General features: G+C 70.7%; 13 protein-coding genes and 1 pseudogene. 7 read left to right on the top strand and 7 right to left on the bottom strand.

Features of this window, described 5'->3' with window-relative positions; translation table 11 throughout:
* Nucleotides 1-135 precede the first annotated feature (135 nt).
* Genes WME79_RS44850 through WME79_RS44860 form a run of 3 tightly spaced genes read right to left on the bottom strand, consistent with a single transcriptional unit; the run spans nt 136 to nt 4,456 of the window.
* Nucleotides 136-2,076, bottom strand: a complete 1,941-nt coding sequence (locus WME79_RS44850; RefSeq protein WP_437528279.1) for a YjhG/YagF family D-xylonate dehydratase — start codon at nt 2,074-2,076, stop codon at nt 136-138.
* Complete coding sequence (locus WME79_RS44855; protein ID WP_437528281.1) at nt 2,073-3,578, bottom strand: aldehyde dehydrogenase (NADP(+)); 1,506 nt, start codon at nt 3,576-3,578, stop codon at nt 2,073-2,075. Before WME79_RS44855 ends, WME79_RS44850 begins: the two co-directional genes overlap by 4 nt.
* Nucleotides 3,579-3,589: 11 nt before the next feature.
* The gene (locus tag WME79_RS44860) at nt 3,590-4,456 is read right to left on the bottom strand and encodes a fumarylacetoacetate hydrolase family protein (RefSeq protein WP_437528283.1); all 867 of its coding nucleotides are present in this window, start codon (nt 4,454-4,456) and stop codon (nt 3,590-3,592) included.
* A 139-nt stretch (nt 4,457-4,595) separates the two neighbouring features.
* Here WME79_RS44860 and WME79_RS44865 point away from each other — a divergent pair, with 139 nt between their 5' ends.
* Nucleotides 4,596-5,270: a phosphatase domain-containing protein gene (locus WME79_RS44865; protein ID WP_437528285.1), complete on the top strand. Its 675-nt coding sequence runs from the start codon at nt 4,596-4,598 to the stop codon at nt 5,268-5,270.
* 221 nt (nt 5,271-5,491) lie between these two features.
* Entirely contained in the window at nt 5,492-5,662 is a 171-nt protein-coding gene (gene rpmG / locus WME79_RS44870; RefSeq protein ID WP_437528287.1) for a 50S ribosomal protein L33, read from the top strand.
* Between the two features lie 98 nt (nt 5,663-5,760).
* Here the strand turns inward: rpmG and zigA are convergent, their stop codons facing one another.
* Nucleotides 5,761-7,005 carry a zinc metallochaperone GTPase ZigA gene (gene zigA, locus WME79_RS44875; RefSeq protein ID WP_437528289.1) on the bottom strand — a complete coding sequence of 415 codons (1,245 nt, stop codon included), beginning with the start codon at nt 7,003-7,005 and terminating at the stop codon, nt 5,761-5,763.
* A 295-nt stretch (nt 7,006-7,300) separates the two neighbouring features.
* Nucleotides 7,301-7,933 carry a TetR/AcrR family transcriptional regulator gene (locus tag WME79_RS44880; RefSeq protein ID WP_437528291.1) on the bottom strand — a complete coding sequence of 211 codons (633 nt, stop codon included), beginning with the start codon at nt 7,931-7,933 and terminating at the stop codon, nt 7,301-7,303.
* 309 nt (nt 7,934-8,242) lie between these two features.
* On the opposite strand from WME79_RS44880, the gene WME79_RS44885 reads away from it, so the two are divergent.
* On the top strand, nt 8,243-9,331 hold the full coding sequence (locus WME79_RS44885; protein WP_437528292.1) for an efflux RND transporter periplasmic adaptor subunit: 1,089 nt from the start codon (nt 8,243-8,245) through the stop codon (nt 9,329-9,331).
* Between the two features lie 7 nt (nt 9,332-9,338).
* Entirely contained in the window at nt 9,339-12,506 is a 3,168-nt protein-coding gene (locus WME79_RS44890) for an efflux RND transporter permease subunit (RefSeq protein WP_437528294.1), read from the top strand.
* A 171-nt stretch (nt 12,507-12,677) separates the two neighbouring features.
* Here WME79_RS44890 and WME79_RS44895 read toward each other — a convergent pair whose 3' ends face one another.
* Nucleotides 12,678-13,847, bottom strand: a complete 1,170-nt coding sequence (locus WME79_RS44895) for a hypothetical protein (RefSeq protein ID WP_437528295.1) — start codon at nt 13,845-13,847, stop codon at nt 12,678-12,680.
* 112 nt (nt 13,848-13,959) lie between these two features.
* On the opposite strand from WME79_RS44895, the gene WME79_RS44900 reads away from it, so the two are divergent.
* The 3 genes and pseudogenes from WME79_RS44900 to WME79_RS44910 all read left to right on the top strand — a co-directional run.
* Nucleotides 13,960-14,634 (top strand): RNA polymerase sigma factor, encoded by a 675-nt coding sequence (locus tag WME79_RS44900; protein WP_437528296.1) that lies wholly within the window; start codon nt 13,960-13,962, stop codon nt 14,632-14,634.
* 77 nt (nt 14,635-14,711) lie between these two features.
* Nucleotides 14,712-15,194 (top strand): nucleoside 2-deoxyribosyltransferase domain-containing protein, encoded by a 483-nt coding sequence (locus WME79_RS44905; RefSeq protein ID WP_437528297.1) that lies wholly within the window; start codon nt 14,712-14,714, stop codon nt 15,192-15,194.
* Between the two features lie 283 nt (nt 15,195-15,477).
* Nucleotides 15,478-15,816 (top strand): annotated as a pseudogene (locus tag WME79_RS44910) (hypothetical protein); the annotation flags it as partial.
* 45 nt (nt 15,817-15,861) lie between these two features.
* Here WME79_RS44910 and WME79_RS44915 read toward each other — a convergent pair.
* Nucleotides 15,862-17,310: a diaminobutyrate--2-oxoglutarate transaminase gene (locus WME79_RS44915; protein ID WP_437540064.1), complete on the bottom strand. Its 1,449-nt coding sequence runs from the start codon at nt 17,308-17,310 to the stop codon at nt 15,862-15,864.
* Between the last annotated feature and the right edge of the window lie 3 nt (nt 17,311-17,313).

Raw genomic sequence — 17,313 nt, forward strand, 5'->3', positions numbered from 1 at the left:
TCCGGTGCTCAGCGCACCGGAGTGCGCTTGCGCGCCGAAAACGCCGATCTGGGCCCGTCTCCTGTGCGGGTGACCGCCGCTCTGCTCGGCATGGTGCAGAGGTGGGGGGGAACCGCTGTGGAGCGAGACCTGGAGTCAGGCGCTCCGCTCGGCCGCGATGGCGCGACCGAGGAGCCCGATGATGCGCTCCGCATCATAGACGCACCCACCCCAGGTGCCGCCGCTGGCATCCTGAAGAGCAGCCCACAACCGCGTATCCGCGTTCACTCGGCCGTCGGGCTGAAGGGCTGGATTGGGCGAACGGGCGGCAAGACCGCCGGCGTCCACATCCACGACGTCCACCGTCCCCTCCAGGCTGCGCGTGTCGATCCGCAGCCTGATGCGGTCGCCGTCGCGCACGCGGCCGATGGGTCCACCCGCCCACGCCTCCGGGCTGACGTGGCCGATGCACGCCCCGGTGGAGACGCCGGAGAAACGACCGTCCGTGATCAGGGCGATACGGTATCCATCCTTCACGTGCTTGAGGGCAGAGGTGATCTGGTACGTCTCCGGCATCCCGATACCGGGGCCGATGCCGATCAGCACCATCACGTCACCCGGTTGCACGGCGCCCGTCTTGATCGCCTCGATCGCCGCGTCCTCGCTGCCAAACACGCGCGCAGGTCCTTCGTGCAGATAAACGCCGTCCGGTCCGATCACCTGGGGAGCAATCGCGGTGCTCTTCACGAGCGCTCCCTCGGGCGCTAGGTTGCCGCGCAAGAAGGTCACCGTGCTGGTGAGGCCGCGCTCGCGCGCCTTCCCGGCGGACATGATCACATCGTCCGGGTCGATGCCGTCCAGCTGCCGCAGTTTGTCGCGCAGGCGCCGGCGCCGTTCGCTGCGCTCCCACCACTCGAGGTTCTCGCCCACGGTCCGACCGCTGACGGTGCGCGCATCGAGCCGCAGCAGGCCAAGCTCGCGCAGATGGAGCATGACCTCCGGGACGCCTCCGGCGAGGAAGACCTGAACCGTGGCATAATGTTTCGGCCCGTTGGGCAACACGTCCACGAGGCGCGGGACGAGGGCGTTGATGCGCGCCCAGTCATCCACCGTGGGGCGCCGAAGCCCGGCCGCATGGGCGATCGCCGGCACATGGAGCACCAGGTTGGTCGACCCGCCGACGGCGGCATGCAGCACCATGGCGTTGTGGACCGAGTCGTCGGTGACGATGTCCCGCGTTGTCGCTCCACGCCGCTCGAGGGCCATGAGCGCGTGCGCGGAACGGCGGGCGAGGTCGCGCCAGATCTCGGCGCCCGACGGGCTGAGCGCGCCGTGGGGGAGGGCGAGGCCGAGCGCCTCCGCCACCACCTGGCTCGTCGCGGCCGTGCCCATGAACTGGCAGCCGCCGCCGGGGGAACCGCAGGCTCGGCAGCCCATCTCGGCCGCGTAGTCGAGGCTCACCTCCCCGCGCGCATAACGCGCGGCGAGGGTCTGGACCTTGGCGGTATCCTCGGCCTCCTCCGCGAGGAGCGTGACGCCTCCCGGCACGAGCACCGTGGGGAGGTCGAGGGTGCCGGCGAGCGCCATCAACATGGCCGGCAGGCCCTTGTCGCAGGTGGCGACGCCGAGCACGCCTCTGCGGGTGGGCAGCGAGCGTATCAGCCGTCGAAAGACGATGGCGGCGTCATTGCGGTAAGCGAGGCTGTCGAGCATGCCGACGGTGCCATTGGTCCGCCCGTCACACGGATCGCTGACATAGCCGGCGAACGGGATGGCCCCGCCGGCCGTGAACGTGCGGGCGGCCTCCTCCATGAGCAGGCCCACCTCCCAATGCCCGGTGTGGTACCCGAGCGCGATCGGCGTGCCGTCGGGCGCGCGGATCCCCCCCTGCGTGCTGAGCACGAGAAACTGCTTCCCGTTCAGGCGCGCAGGATCCCACCCCATCCCGGCATTCTGCGTCCAGCCGAACAGCTCCCCGCTGGACATGGCGCGCAGCTGCTCGGCCCCGAGCGGGAGGCGCCCCGACGGTCCGGGCGCGGTCGTGCGCAGGGTGTAGATCGCCTCGCTGCCGGACTCGAACACCGGGTCGTGGCTCATGCGCGGGGTGCGATGGGATCGCGGGTGGCCCGGCCGTCGACGAGACGCGATATCCCGAGCGGATTGTCGTCGCGCAGCTCCAGCGGGAGCAGCGCGGGCGGACACGACTGGTAGCAAACGGGGCGTGCGAAGCGGAGGATGGCCGCGGTTCCAACCGACGTGAAGCGCACGTCGCTGCTCGCTGGATACGGCCCGCCGTGGTGCATGGCGTGCGACACCTCCACGCCCGTCGGGTAGCCATCGAAGACAAGGCGGCCCGCGACCCGGCTGAGGACATCGACAAGGTCCTGGGCGGCGGCGAGATCGTCGGTGGTCCCGTGAAGCGTGGCGGTGAGCTGGCCGTCGAGCGCGCCGAGGAGCTGAAGCAACTCTCCGCGGCTCGAAGCGGTGACGAGCAGCGTGTACGGTCCGAAGATCTCGTGCGCGAGGTGCGGCTCCCGCGCGAAGTCGGCGGCGGAGACGCGAGCGACGCGCGCGCCGGTGTCGGTCAGCCACTCCACGCCTCTCAGCTCCCGCACGGAGCGGTCGAACGACGCCTGGATACCGGCGTGCAGCATCACACCAGGCGTGATGGCGCGGGCTCGGTTGGCGACCGACCGCGCAAATGCATCCCACTCAGGGGAAGCCAACCCCAGGACAAGGCCGGGCTTGGTGCAGAACTGGCCGACGCCGAGCGTGCACGAGTTGATCAGCCCTTCGGCGATCGCGTCGCGGCGCTCGCGCAGCGCGCCGGGCAGCACGACCAGCGGGTTGATGCTGCTCATCTCGGCAAAGACGGGGATCGGCCGCGGGCGGGCGGCGGCGGCGTCCCAGAGGGCGCGGCCGGCGCGGGTGGACCCGGTGAAGCCCACCGCCTGGATGGCCTCGTGGCGTACCAGCGCGAGCGAGACCTCGGGCGAGGCGCCGTGCACCATGCCGAACACGCCCGCGGGCAGGCCCGCCTTCTGAACGGCGGAGCGGAGGGCCGCTGCCGCGAGGTCGGAGGTACCCGGGTGCGCCGGGTGGGCCTTGACCACGACCGGGTTGCCGGCAGCGAGGGCGGAGGCGGTGTCGCCGCCGGCGACAGAGAACGCGAGGGGGAAATTGCTCGCGCCGAAGACGGCGACCGGACCGAGCGGCCGCAGCATCCGGCGCACGTCGGGGCGCGGGAGCGGCTTGCGGTCCGGCAGCGCGGGATCGATCCGGGCATCGACCCAGGAGCCCTCGCGCACGACGGCGGCGAAGAGGCGCAGCTGGCCGGTGGTGCGGGCGCGTTCGCCTTCGAGGCGGGCGATAGGCAGCCCGGTTTCCCGGTGTGCGGTCTGGATCAGGGCTTCGCCGAGCGCCATGATCTCGTCGGCGGCGGTCTCCAGGAACCGGGCGCGCATCTCCGGCGCGAGGCCGGCGAAGGCCGGCGCCGCAGCGACGGTGGCGCCGGCGGCGGCGTCGATCTCGTCGGCGGTGGCGTCACGGTAGGCGCCGAGTTGTTCCCCGGTGGCGGCGTTGTGGGCGAGGAATTCCATGGGGCGCCTCGTCAACCTCGAGATACAGGGTTTGCCAGCGTGCCGACGCCGTGGATCGCAATCTCCACGAGGTCGCCAGGCTCCAGGGTGAACGAGTCTGGCGGCACGATGCCGGTCCCGGTCATGAGGACGACGCCCGCGGGGAAGCTCAGCTCGCGCGTGAGGTAGCCGACGAGCTCCTCGGGCGCGCGCCGCATGCTCGCGGTCGAGGTCTTCCCCGAGAACACCGCTTCGCCCTTGCGCCGGATCGCGAGCTCGATGGAGAGCGCGCGCAGGTCGAGCCCGGGCTCGTCCGCGAGCGCGATGGCGGGGCCGAGCGCGCAGCAGCCGTCGTAGATCTTCGCCTGCGGCAGGTAGAGGGGATTGTCGCCCTCGATGGACCGCGACGAAACGTCGTTGCCGGCCGTGTAGCCGACGATGCGGCCCGTCGCGGACACGACAAGCGAGAGCTCCGGCTCGGGCACGTTCCAGCTCGAGTCGCGCCGGATGCGCACTGGCGCGCCCGGGCCGGCGACGAGGCGGGGCATCGCCTTGAAGAACAGCTCGGGGCGCTCGGCGTCGTACACGCGGTCGTAGAAGTCGCCGCCGCCGGCGCTCTCCTCTTTGCGCGCGGCGCGCGAGCGCTCGTAGGTCACGCCCGCCGCCCAGACTTCCTGCCCGTCGATCGGGGCGAGCAGCGAGACGTCGGGCGGGAGGGGGTGGGCTGCGGCGCGCGCGCGTGCGTCGCGCACCGCGCCAAGGGGATCCGGCAAGGCGAGCCACGAGGCGACGGACGCGAACGCCTCCGGGGATGCCGCCGTGAGGTCGTGGCGCGCTCCCCGCTCGTCCTCGATCCCGAGGTGCGGACCGCCACTGCCTGCAAACCGAAACAGCTTCATGTCTGCACCTTCCTACAGAGCCGCCCTGTCGATCGCAAGGCCAGGACCGCGCCCTGCGCGTCCACCCACGCACTCTCGATGCAATTCTGGAATCGAGTCAACACTTCTCTCGTTCCGGGCTCTACGATCGGACCGCTCGATGCGCTACGGCTCCTTGTTCATCGCGCTGAGCGCGTCGCTCCTGTGGCTTGCCGTCATGGTTGGCGACGCCGGGCTCGCCCTCCTCTGGCCGGCGCTGAGCTTCGCCCTCGTCGGCGCTGCCTACCTCGCGCGTCAGCCCGCCCTGTTAGGAAAGCGGGTCGACGGCACGCTGGCGTGGTGGGCCTGCCTGCTGTTCGCGCCGTACTTCCTGCTCACGTGGTCGATATGGCACGGCGAGCGCCTGCTCGGGCGCGAGGACTGCGCGAACGAGGTCGTGCCGGGGCTCTGGGTCGGTCGGCGCCCCTGCGGCCAGGAGCTACCGGAGGGCGTGCGGGTGATCGTGGACATGACGGCGGAGTTTCCCGCTGCCGCCGCGATGCGCCGCCATCCAGGTTACCTGTGCATGCCGGTGCTCGACGGCACAGCTCCCGAAGTGGGCGCGCTGCGCGGGCTCATCCATCGACTGCACGGCAAGGAAGCGATCTACCTGCATTGCGCGTCCGGCCATGGTCGCTCGGCGACGATCGCGGCAGCCCTGCTGTTGAGCCGGGGGCTCGCCGCGAATGTGAGCGAGGCGGAGGCCCAGCTCCGGCTCCGACGGCCGGGGATCCGGCTGAACGCCGCGCAGCGGCGAGCTCTGGAGGGAATGCTGACTCGACGTGAGGGCGGATGACCCTGTTCGCAGGGTCGCCTCGCTCGGGGAGCCCGGTGCACACACTGCGCTGTCGCGACGAAGACTCATGGGACAAGATGCCATGAGCCGCGCCGTTGATGCAATCTGTTTGCATCATCGACGGAACCGAAGTAATGGTGTTGCGTCCAGCAGGTCAGTCGCTCCACCGCCGCTGCCGCGGAGCGCGACCTGACGCCGAACGGCGACAAGGAGGGCACCTCGTGCGCGATGTCATTAAACTCGTCTCGTCTGCAGGGACGGGTTACTGCTATTACACGACGAAGAACAAAAGGACGATGACGGAGAAGATGCAGGTGAACAAGTTCGATCCGATCGCCCGCAAACACGTGGTCTTCACGGAAGGGAAGATCTCGAAGGGAGCTGGCAAGTAGTCGCGACTCCAGCGCTCGCGGTCGTGCAGCCAGCGTGGATGCGCTGCGCTGCATGACCCCGCCGCCGAGGCCGCGTCAGTCAGCCTGCATGGAGCGCCTCAGGACAGGAGCTGCGCCGGCCCGGCCTCTCTCTCCTGTTCACTCGGTTCACTCGCGTCCTCCCACGCCGGGAAGGGATCCTCGAACCGCCTCCAGGCGGAGGGCCCCGCGGCCATCTCGTCCGGCGTGAGCAAGCAGGCGTCGAGCCCGCGCGTGAGCTCCTCTCGGACCATGTCGACGCCGATGAAGACGATCTCCTGCCGCCGGTCGCCCCAGACAGGATGCCACGCGGCGCACGGCCCGTCTTCCTCCGGCCGCTCCTCCTCCGGCAAGGCGGCGTACCAGCGCCCCGCCGCCTCGAACGAGGCGGCGCCGCCCGCCTGCGACCAGGCGCCTGTGATGTCCATGCGCGTCGCCAGCCAGAAGAACCCCTTGGAGCGGAGCACTCCATCCCAGGCCGCCGCCCCGTGGAGGAAGGCCCAGAGCCGCTCCGGGTGCATGGGGCGCTCCGCGCGGTAGACGAAGCTCTCGATCCCGTACGCCTCGGTCTCGGGGACGTGCTCCCCGCGCAGCTCCCGCATCCAGCCGGGCGAGCGCGCCGCTTCCTCGAAATCGAAGCGCCCGGTGCCGAGGATCTCCCGAGGATCGATCCGGCCACGGCAGGCCCTGATGATCCGGGCGCCGGGGTTCAGGTGCAGCAGCATCGCCGTGAGCCGCTCGACCTCGTCATCGCTCACCAGATCCGTCTTGTTGAGCACGAGCACGTTCGCGAACTCGATCTGCTCGACGAGCAGATCCGCGACCGTGCGCTCGTCGTCGCCGTCCAGCGCAGCCTCGCGCGCAAGCAGGTCGTCGGCGCTCGTCCAGTCGGCTAGGAACCGCTGCGCATCGACGACGGTGACCAGCGTGTCGAGCCGGGCGACCTCCGAGAGGCTCTTGCCCGTCGCCGGGTCGTCGAAGGTGAACGTCTCGGCGACCGGGAGCGGCTCCGAGATGCCCGTCGACTCGATCAGCAGGTAGTCGAAGCGCCCCTCGGCCGCCAGGCGAGCCACCTCGACCAGGAGATCCTCCCGGAGCGTGCAGCAGATGCAGCCGTTCGACATCTCGACGAGCCGCTCCTCCACGCGGCGCAGCGCCGCGCCCCCGCCCCGGACGAGCGCGGCGTCGACGTTGACCTCGCTCATGTCGTTGACGATCACGGCGACGCGCAGCGCGTCGCGGTTCGCGAGGACGTGGTTGAGCAGCGTGGTCTTGCCGGCGCCCAGGAAGCCGGACAGCACGGTCACAGGAAGCTTTTGCGTCACGTCGAGGTCCTCTCTCGCCAGCGCCGGCGCGCTCCAGCGCGGGCGGGTGCGGCTGCCGCGCGCGCGGCGTGGGGTGAACGAGGTGCATCCGTGGCCGCGGCGCGATCGGCAGGGCTACGGTCTGGCGTGGGCTCGAAGTAATGCAACCAAATTGCATTTGCAATAAAATATCTTTTGTCGCCAGGACGTGCACCAGACACCTCGCGCGCGCCCGCGCGCCACGGACCCGTGCGCCGAGGCCTCGGCGATCGCCGCGCCTAGCGCGGGGCGCCGCGCCGCCCGGCGCCCCCGCGGCTCAGGCCTGCTTCCGGCTGTCGGGGCGCAGCACCCCGAGGAGGATCACGTCGACGACGTGCGCGAGCTGGGCCTCGTCCACGCCCGTGCGATCCGCGAGCATCCGGTGCCGGAGATAGGCCGCGAGCAGCTCGCACGGCAGCAGCGGATCCGCGCTCGGCGCGAGCTCGCCGCGCGCGACCGCGGCCTCGATGATGGCCCGCAGCCCTGCCTCCTGGACCGCGCGCAGCGAGCGGGCGATGGTGATGAGCTCCGAGTCGGGCCCCTCGGACAGGAACACGTGAAAGAGGCTCTGCCCCACCGGTGACATCTGGATCTCGACGATCGCGCGCCCGAGCGCGACGAGATCTCCACGGAGCGAGCCCGTGTTCGGCGGGATGATCTTCTCGTCCGTGACCGACAGGAGCGCGGCCCGCACGAGGTCCTCCTTCGTCGGCCAGCGCCGGTAGACGGTGGTCTTGTTGACCCCCGCGCGCGTCGCCACGTCCTCGATCCGGAGCGCGCGATACCCGGCGCTGGCGAGCTCCTCCAGCGTGGCGGCGAGGATGCCCCGCACGACAGGCTCGCCGCGCACGAGCGCGTGCGTCTTCGCGGAGCCTCGCTTCGCCGTGCGCTTCGCCGTCGTCGCCTGCATCGGCCGCCATTGAAGTTCCGCCGCGCGGCACACGCCAGCCCAATTTCGCGGCGTGGCCAGCTATCGCACCTTTTCGTTGCGATCATCGCAACCGATGGTTGCGGTCGCCTTCGGCCGTGTTATACCCATCGCAACTGTCGGTTGCGATCGCCTGGGCGCCGGCGCGCCCGAGCGGGTGGGGCCAGAGGCTGGGCGACGGGGAACGAGCGGACGGCGCAGCGCGCCGACGCGCGTGGCGCCGTGCTCCGCCGAGGGCCGTGCTCTGCCCGGATCAGGCCGCTCCGCGACCGACGCTGCCCCGAGGGACCCTTGACCCACACCACGACGAAAGGCCGCGCCCAAAGCCTCCTCCTGCTCCTCGCGCTCGCCGCCGCAGCGGCGGGCTGCGAGCGCAAGGCCAGCGCCACCACCGCCCCCGAGGCGAGCGGGCCGAAGGCCCGCGTCGAGACCGCGGAGGTGCGCGAGCAGCCCATACCGCGCAGCATCGCGCTCACCGGCACGCTGCGCGGGGATCGCGAGACCGATCTCGCCGCCAACGCGGTCGGCCGCGTGGTGGAGACGTTCGTCGAGCGCGGCGCCGAGGTGAAGAAGGGCGACCTGCTCGCGCGCCTCGACGTCCGCGCCGCCGCGCTCTCCGCCGCGGAGGCGCAGGCGAACGCCGCGCTGACCCGCGCCCAGGAAGAGACGGCGAAGCGCGAGTGCGACCGCTACAGGGCGCTGCTCGAGAGCGGCGCGATCTCCGGCGTCGAGCACGACCGGATCGCCGACCAGTGCCGGAGCGCCCCGCTCTCGGTCGCGGCCGCCTCCGCCCGCGCCCGCGCCGCCGCGCAGAGCGTCGGCGACGGCCAGATCCGCGCGCCGTTCGACGGGGTGGTCGCCGAGCGCTTCGTCGACGTCGGCGAGTATGTCCGCCAGGACTCCCGGGTCGTCGCGCTCGTCTCGAAGGGCGCGCCGCGCCTCCGGTTCACCGTGCCCGAGGCGAGCCTCGCGGCCGTCAAGACCGGCGGCGCGCTGACGTTCACCGTGCCGGCGTACCCGGGGCGGTCGTTCGCGGGTACGGTGCGCTGGATCGGCGCCGCGGTCCGCGAGACCACGCGCGATCTCGTCGCCGAGGCCGAGGTGCAGGACCCCGACGGCGCGCTGCGGCCGGGCATGTTCGCGTCCGTCGCGCTCGCCACGGCCGAGACGCCGAGCCCGGTGGTGCCGAGGTCCGCCATCGTCCCGCGGGAGGGGCGCGCGCACCTGTTCGCCGTCGTCGACCACCGGCTCGAGGAGCGCGTGGTGCAGACCGGCGTGGAGAAGGGCGACGCCGTGGCGGTTCTCCGCGGCGTCCGCGCAGGGGAAGCGATCGTCATCAACCCGTCCGAGGCCCTCCAGAACGGCCAAGCCGTGGAGTGAGGTCGTCATGCAGTGGCTCGCTCGCGTCTGCGTCAAGAGGCCCGTCTTCGCGTCGGTCCTCATGCTCGTCATCGTGGTCCTCGGCGTCGCCGGCTACACCCGGCTCGGCCTCGACCAGTTCCCCAACATCGACGTCCCGTACGTCGTCGTCACGACGCGCCTCGACGGCGCGGCGCCCGAGGAGGTCGAGGCCGAGATCTCCGACCGGATCGAGGGCGCGGTGAACACCATCAGCGGCATCGACGAGCTCCGCTCGACCTCGACCCAGGGGGTGAGCATCGTCATCGTCGGCTTCAAGCTCGAGAAGGACAGCGACGTCGCCGCGCAGGAGGTGCGTGACAAGATCAACGCCATCCTGCCCAGCCTGCCGAAGGGCATCGACCAGCCGGTCGTGAGCCGGATCGACTTCGGCGCGGCCCCGGTCCTGATCGTCTCCGTGAAGTCGAACAAGCCGATCCGCGAGCTCAGCGAGATCGCCGACAAGCAGGTGCGCCGGCAGATCGAGGGCATCGCCGGCGTCGGCCAGGTCAACGTCATCGGCGCCCAGAACCGGCAGCTCAACGTCTGGTTGGATCCGGTCGCGCTGCGCGCGCAGGAGATCACGGCGGCCGAGGTGCAGCGCACGATCGGCGCGCAGAACCTGATGACCCCGGGCGGAAGCGTCGAGACCGGCCCCACGGATCTCACGCTCCGGGTGATGGGCCGCGTCGAGTCGCCCGAGGCGCTCGGCCGCATCGTGCTCCGCGAGAAGGACGGGCACGCCGTGCGCCTCGCCGACGTCGCCCGCGTCGAGGACGACCGCGCGGAGGAGAAGACCTGGGCCCAGCTCGACCGCGAGCGCACCGTCCTCCTCTCCGTGGTCAAGCAGTCGGGCGAGAACACGGTCGCCGTCGTCGACACCGTGCAGGCGCGCCTCGCCGAGGTGCAGCGGACGCTGCCCGAGGGGACGAAGATCGAGGTCGTGCGCGACGGCTCGCGCGTGATCCGCACGGGCATCGCCGCCGTGAAGGAGCACCTCGTGCTCGGCGCGCTCCTCGCCGCCGTGGTCGTGCTCTTCTTCCTCGGCAACGCGCGGAGCACGCTCATCGCGGCGCTCGCGATCCCGATCTCCGTCATCGGCACCTTCGCCGTGATGTGGATCGCGGGCTTCACGCTCAACTTCCTCACGCTCCTCGCGCTCGCGCTCGCGGTCGGCATCGTCATCGACGACGCGATCGTCGTGCTCGAGAACATCGTCCGCTACATCGACGAGAAGGGGATGAAGCCCTTCCCGGCCGCCGTCCTCGCGACGAAGGAGATCGGCCTCGCCGTCCTCGCGACCACGCTGTCGCTGATGGCGGTCTTCATCCCGGTCGCGTTCATGCCCGGCATCGTGGGCCGCTTCCTCAAGAGCTTCGGCCTGACGATGGCGTTCTCCATCGGCGTGTCGCTGATCGTCAGCTTCTCGCTCACCCCCTCGCTCGCGGCGCGCTGGCTCTCCGGCCACAAGGTCCACGGGAAGGAGGCGAAGCCTCCGATCCTGGAGCGCGTCGTCGACGTCTTCTACCGCCCGATCGAGCGCGTCTACATGGCCGTGCTCTCCTGGGTGATGAAGCGCCGCTGGGTGATCGTCGTCGCCTCGGCGGTCACGCTCGGCTCCTGCGGCCCCATCGCCAAGACGCTGCCCAGCGGCTTCCTGCCCGACGACGATCAGGCGCAGTTCGAGATCAACATGCGCGCGCCCGAGGGCACCAGCCTGACCTCGACCCGGCTCATCGCCGAGCGGATCGCCGACGACGTGCGCGCGCTGCCCGGCGTCACGCACACGCTCCTGACCGTCGGCGAGGGCGATCAGCAGGCCGCGAACGTCGCCAAGATCTTCGTGATGCTGGTCGATCCCGAGCAGCGGCAGCTCACGCAGCTCGAGATCATGCAGAGGGTGCGCAAGGAGATCCTCGCCAGGCAGCCTTCCGAGCTCAGGATCACGGCCGGCGAAGTGCAGGCGGTGTCGTCCGGCGGCCAGTCGTCGGCTCGCACCCAGATCGCGCTCCAGGGCCCCGACCTCGACAAGCTCGGCGAGTACGCGACGCGCATCACCGAGGAGCTGCGCAAGGTGCCCGGCGCCGTCGACGTCGACAACAGCCTCATCGTCGGGAAGCCCGAGCTCCGCGCTTACGTCGATCGAGACAAGGCCGCGGATCTGGGCGTGCAGGTGGCCGACGTCGCCACCACGCTCCAGCTCTTCGTCGGCGGGCTCAAGGTCTCGACCTACTCCGAGGGCGGCGAGCAGTTCGACGTCCGCATGCGCGCCGACGCGAAGTACCGCGCCGACGAGCAGGATCTCTCGCTGCTCACGGTGCCCTCGTCGAAGTACGGCTCGGTCCCGCTCCCCAGCGTGGTCACGATGAAGCCCGATAGCGGCCCCTCATCGATCGGCCGCCTGGGTCGGCGCCGGCAGATCACCATCAGCGCGAACGCGGCGCCCGGCGTCGGTGACAGCACGATCCAGGCGGCGCTCGATCGTATCGTCGCCGAGCAGAAGATGCCGGCCGGCTACTCGACGACGCGGGTGGGCTCCTCGAAGAACACGGCGAGCACGGCGGAGGGCTTCGCCGTCGTCATCGGGCTCGCGTTCGTGTTCATGTACCTCATCCTCGCGGCGCAGTTCGAGTCGTGGCTTCACCCGATCACGATCCTGCTCTCGCTGCCGCTCACGGTGCCCTTCGCGCTGCTCTCGCTCAAGCTCTTCGGCCAGTCGCTGAACCTCTTCTCGGGGCTCGGGCTGCTCGTCCTCTTCGGCGTGGTGAAGAAGAACGCGATCCTCCAGATCGATCACACGAACCACCTGCGCGCGGAGGGGATGCCGCGGCTCCAGGCGATCCTGCAGGCGAACAAGGACCGGCTCCGCCCGATCCTCATGACGACGATCGCCTTCGTGGCCGGCATGATCCCGCTCGTGCTCTCGCACGGGGTCGGCTCGGGCCAGAACCGGACGACGGGGGCCATCGTGCTCGGCGGCCAGTCGCTCTCCCTGGTCCTCACGCTGCTCGCGGTCCCGGTGGCCTACTCGCTCTTCGACGACGCGGCCGAGTGGATCCGCCGCCGCCGGCGCAAGGCGGCCGAGGACAAGGGCGAGGCCGAGCTGGACGCGCTGCTCGGCGGGCCGGAAGCGAGCGCGCCGGCGGGCGGCGAGTAATGGGCTAGAGCGACAAACGGGTTGAAACTGCCTGAAAAGCGCAGAATTTCGAACCGCCAAGTCGCCAAGGACGCCAAGAACGGAGAATGCTCTTGGCGTCCTTGGGGTCTTGGCGGTTCATTTCTCGCTCGATCAACGTGATCGGTGTCTTAGGGGCGCCGCGCGGCCGCGTCAGAGGATGGGATCGATGCGGTAGACCCGGCTCGTCAGCGTGTCGACGAGGTAGAGCTTGCCGTCCGGCCCGAAGGTGATCCCCGCGAGCGAGCCTGCGGGCAGGCCCGTATCCAGGGTCCGGACCACCTGCCCCGCCGTGTCGAAGGCGTAGATCCTGCTGGTCGCGTGATCCGTGACGTAGACGAGGCCCTCGTGAACCTCGAGGCCGCTCGGGGCCTCGAGCGTCCCCGGGGGGACGAACTCGATGAGGGTGGCGCCGTCCATGTGCCTGCGCACCTTGACCGGCTCTTGCCCGTCGAAGCTCGCGCCGGGCACGCCGCTCGTCGGATCCAGCTTGAGCAGCCGCTTGTGGCCGGTGTCGGCGACGTAGAGGCGCTCTTCCTTGGCGCTGTAGAAGATATGGCTCGACGTGGCGTCGACCCCGAGCACCTCGCCGGCGGCATAGCGGTAGATCTCGCCGTCGGAGTGGTCGTCGTGGCCAGGGCCGTGATCGTGGGCGAAGTCGTACCGGTCGAGCGCCTTGTCGTTGCCGTTGAAGACCCAGTAGACGTTGGCCTGCTCGTGCGCGATGCCCTTGCAGAAGGAGCTCGAGTGGAGCATGTCGAGGTGCGACCCGAGGCCGTCCGGCGTCTCCGTGGCGAAGATCGAGAGATCCGACGAGAAGAGCGACGGGCCCATGAAGTAGTTGCCGCCGTTGTCGTTGTCGCCGCAGACCCCGAACGTGCCTGGGTGGCCGAAGGCGATCGCCGGCGGCTGGTCCATGAAGTGCGCCGCGGCGGGGTCGCGGAGGCGGACCCACGAGCCGTCGGGCGCGCCGGGCTTCGTGATGATGATCACGCTGTCGTCCTTGCGGTTGACGACCCAGAGCTCCTCGGGCCGCTCCGGGTTGAAGGCGAGGTCGGTCGGCTCGCGCTGCCGGTTCGGCTCGAAGACGGACACGAGCGCGACCGAGGACGGACTGCCATCCTTCACGCCGATCGCAGATCCCGGCGGCAGCTCGACGCACTCGCCGCGCGCCTGGTCGCACAGCGGCGTCTCGGGCGTGGCGGCGCACTCCGGCGATGCGCTGCAGCTCGGCGCGGACGACAGCGGGGCATCGACATCTGCCCCTGAGCAGGCCGGCAGGAGCCCCACGCTGGACAGGAAGAGCACCCTCTGAAGCGTCATTCAAGCCTCCCGGTGAAGAGGAGGACATTCTGACCCGACCGGTCACGCTGGCCATCGCTTTGTGCCGTGGCGCGGTGGCGCAGGGCGGCCCTCGTGGATAGCCTGGTGCGTCATGAGCGAGAGCGAGCCAGAGCGAAGCCCGGAGCGCGCCGAGCCGCCGAGGGAAGGCGCCGAGGACGCGCGGCCGGCGGCGGCGGTCGCGACCCTCGTCGAGAGCCACCGGGAGTTTCTGCGCTTCCTGGAACGGAAGGTCGGCAATCGCGCCATCGCCGAGGACATCCTGCAGGACGCCTTCGTGCGGGGCATAGGGCGCATCGACAGCTTGCGCGACGAGGAGTCGGCCACGGCGTGGTTCTATCGAACCCTCCGGAACGCTGTGGTTGACCATTTCCGGCGAAAGGGCGCGTCGGAGCGGGCGATGGCCGCGCTGGCCGCCGAGCTCGACGAGGCGGCCCAGCCCGAGGTGGAGCACCGCGCGGTTTGCCAGTGCGTCCGGGCGCTGGCCGGCACGCTGAAGCCCGAGTACGCCGCCGCGATCCAGCGCGTGGAGGTCGACGGCCTCTCGGTGCAGGCCTTCGCCGAGGAGGCGTCGATCACCGCGAACAACGCGGCGGTGCGCCTCTTCCGCGCCCGTGAGGCCCTCCGCAAGCAGGTGGTCGCGTCGTGCGGGAGCTGCGCGGAGCACGGGTGCCTCGACTGCACGTGCGCCCCGGTGCCCCCGCCGCAGGCGAAGGGCGAGCCCGAGCCGAAGCGAGGCTGCGGGCACGGGCACGGCGGAGCGGGCTGACCGTTTACGGGGCGGGGGAGGGGAGCGGCCCGCATGGCGATCGTCGTCCACGTGTTCTCATCCGCGAGGTGTTCCCCATGATCGAGGTGCTGGCGCCGCGGCCGTTCGACGGATTGGCGGGTCCGAAGCTGTTCCTCGCCGGATCCATCGACAACGGCCAGGCCGAGCTGTGGCAGGCGAGCGTCGCGCAGGAGCTCGCGGATCTCGAGGTGGTGATCCTCAATCCGCGGCGGGAGCGGTGGGAGCCGGGCTGGGCGCAGAGCCTCGAGAACCGGAGCTTCGTGGAACAGGTGCAATGGGAGCTCCGCGGGCTCGAGGAGGCGGACGTCATCTTGATGTACTTCGCGCCTGACTCGAAGGCGCCGATCAGCTTGCTGGAGCTCGGCCTGTTCGGGCGCTCCGGGAAGATGCATGTCGTCTGTCCGGAGGGGTTCTGGCGCAAGGGCAACGTGGATGTCGTGTGCGAGCGGTACGCGATCCGACGCTATGGGAGCTTGACTGAGGGGCTGCGCGCGGTGCGGGGCGCGCTCCTGCCCAGCTGCGGCGATTCAACGCGGTAACCGCTGCGTGAACACCACCCATCGTCGGTAGCATCTCGAAGCCGTCGAGGGCCCGATTCCGCTCGTGTACGCGCGAGCCCCCGTGGAGCCCACGTGCCCTGACCGTCGGAGCACACGCAGGGCGCTCGGCGTGACGAATCCGAGGAGCTGCCCGGAATTCATGAGTGGGAGGTGGCTGCTCGGCTCCTGCGGGATCCACCGCATGAGCCTGGCGCGCCACGCAAATCCAGCATGATTGCAACCACTTGTGAGACGACTCCATGCCCTCTTTTCGGGGGCGACGGACGAGCTCGATGAGGAGCGCCGGGCCGTCTACGGGGACCTGGTGCTATCCTCGCTGAACGCAGCGGCGAGGCGGAAGTTGGAGGCGATGATGAAGAGCGGTTACCAGTTTCAGAGCGAATTCGCGCGCGGCTACGTAGCGAAAGGTCGGCAGGAGGGAATCCTCGAAGCCAAGGCGCAGGCCGTGCTCGCCTTCCTCGAGGCCCGCGGGCTCGAGGTCCCCGCCGAGGTGCGAGAGCGCGTCCTCGCGAGTACCGATCTTGAGGAGCTGGACCGCTGGATCCGCCGCGCCGCCGTCGTCAGCGACGCCAGGGAGCTGCTCGCCACGACCGGCTCCTGAACACGGCACCTCCGTGTCCCCGAGATCCCTCCCCCCGAACGACAATTACGGAGAAGCGGCCGCCAGCGCCTGACCGAAGATCCTCGCCGCCTCGTCGATCTGAGCCGCCGTGATGACGAGCGGCGGCAGGAAGCGCACCACGCTGCCGTGGCGGCCGCCGAGCTCCACGATCATCCCCCGCCGCAGGCACTCGCGCTGCACGCGCCCGGCGAGGTCGCGGTGGGCAGGGCGCGCCCCGAGCGCGTCGGGCGCGGCCGCCGTGTCCACGAGCTCCACGCCGGCCATCAGGCCGCGCCCGCGCACGTCGCCGATGCACGCGTGCTCCTTGGCGAGCGCGGTGAGCTGCGCCATGAGCCGCGCGCCGAGCTCCGCGGCCGCCGCGTCGAGGCGCTCCGCGCGCAGCACCGACATCGTGACCGAGCCCGCGGCCATCGCGAGCTGGTTGCCGCGGAACGTGCCGGCGTGGGCGCCCGGACGCCAGGTGTCGAAGCGCTCGTGATACGCCACCACCGAGAGCGGGAGTCCGCCGCCAAGCGCCTTCGACAGGACCAGCACGTCCGGCTCGATGCCGGCGTGCTCGAACGCGAACATGCGCCCGGTGCGGCCAAAGCCTGTCTGCACCTCGTCGAGGATCAGCGGGATATCATGGCGCGTCGCCAGCTCCCGCAGCCCCTTTAGCCAGGCGACCGGTGCCGGGATCATGCCCCCCTCGCCCTGCACCGCCTCGACGATGATGGCAGCAGGCTTGGGCACGCCGCCCTCCGGATCGGACAGCAGGTTGTCGATGTACGCGAGCGAGGCCGCGATGCCGGCGCTGCCGCCGAGACCGAACGGGCAGCGGTACTCGTACGGATACGGCAGGAACTGCACACCGTTCAGGCTGGAGCCGAGCGCCGCCTTGGGCCCGAGGTTGCCCATCAGGGCGAGCGCGCCCTGCGTCATGCCGTGGTACGCGCCCTGAAAGGCCAGCACCGTGCCGCGCCCCGTCGCGAGCTTGACCAGCTTCAGCGCAGCTTCCACGGCGTCCGCCCCCGTGGGGCCGCAGAACTGGATGCGCGCGTGGCGGGCAAAGGCCGCCGGCAGCACGCCGAGCACGTCCTGCGTGAAGCGATCCTTGACCGGCGTGGTGAGGTCGAGCGTGTGGAGCGGTAGACCGGAGTGCAGCGTCCGCACCAGGACGTCAGTGACCGCCGGGTGGTTGTGCCCGAGCGCCAGGGTGCCAGCCCCGGCCAGACAATCGAGGAACACGCGCCCCTCGACGTCTTCCACATACACGCCTTGCGCGCGCGAGAGCGCCAGCGGCAGCCGCCGCGGGTACGAGCGGGCGTTCGACTCGCGCTGCCGCTGCCGCTCGAGCAAGGGGTGATCTCCCAGCTCGTACAGCGCGCGCCGCCGGTGGCGCTCGCCGAGCTCCGCGGCGAGGCCCGCGTGAAGGGGCGATCTGGAGGCCGCCGGCACCTGGTCCGACACAGGCAAACTGGAAGCTGCAGACAGACT

Origin of the sequence: Sorangium sp. So ce726, from assembly GCF_051521405.1 — a bacterium.
Taxonomy (GTDB): Bacteria; Myxococcota_A; Polyangia; order Polyangiales; family Polyangiaceae; genus Sorangium.

Bases quoted from the DNA above. Each gene is read 5' to 3' on its own strand.
- WME79_RS44850 (WP_437528279.1), bottom strand. From the start codon at position 2,076: ATGAGCCACGACCCGGTGTTCGAGTCCGGCAGCGAGGCGATCTACACC.
- WME79_RS44855 (WP_437528281.1), bottom strand. From the start codon at position 3,578: ATGGAATTCCTCGCCCACAACGCCGCCACCGGGGAACAACTCGGCGCC.
- WME79_RS44860 (WP_437528283.1), bottom strand. From the start codon at position 4,456: ATGAAGCTGTTTCGGTTTGCAGGCAGTGGCGGTCCGCACCTCGGGATC.
- WME79_RS44865 (WP_437528285.1), top strand. From the start codon at position 4,596: ATGCGCTACGGCTCCTTGTTCATCGCGCTGAGCGCGTCGCTCCTGTGG.
- WME79_RS44880 (WP_437528291.1), bottom strand. From the start codon at position 7,933: ATGCAGGCGACGACGGCGAAGCGCACGGCGAAGCGAGGCTCCGCGAAG.
- WME79_RS44890 (WP_437528294.1), top strand. From the start codon at position 9,339: ATGCAGTGGCTCGCTCGCGTCTGCGTCAAGAGGCCCGTCTTCGCGTCG.
- WME79_RS44895 (WP_437528295.1), bottom strand. From the start codon at position 13,847: ATGACGCTTCAGAGGGTGCTCTTCCTGTCCAGCGTGGGGCTCCTGCCG.
- WME79_RS44900 (WP_437528296.1), top strand. From the start codon at position 13,960: ATGAGCGAGAGCGAGCCAGAGCGAAGCCCGGAGCGCGCCGAGCCGCCG.
- WME79_RS44905 (WP_437528297.1), top strand. From the start codon at position 14,712: ATGATCGAGGTGCTGGCGCCGCGGCCGTTCGACGGATTGGCGGGTCCG.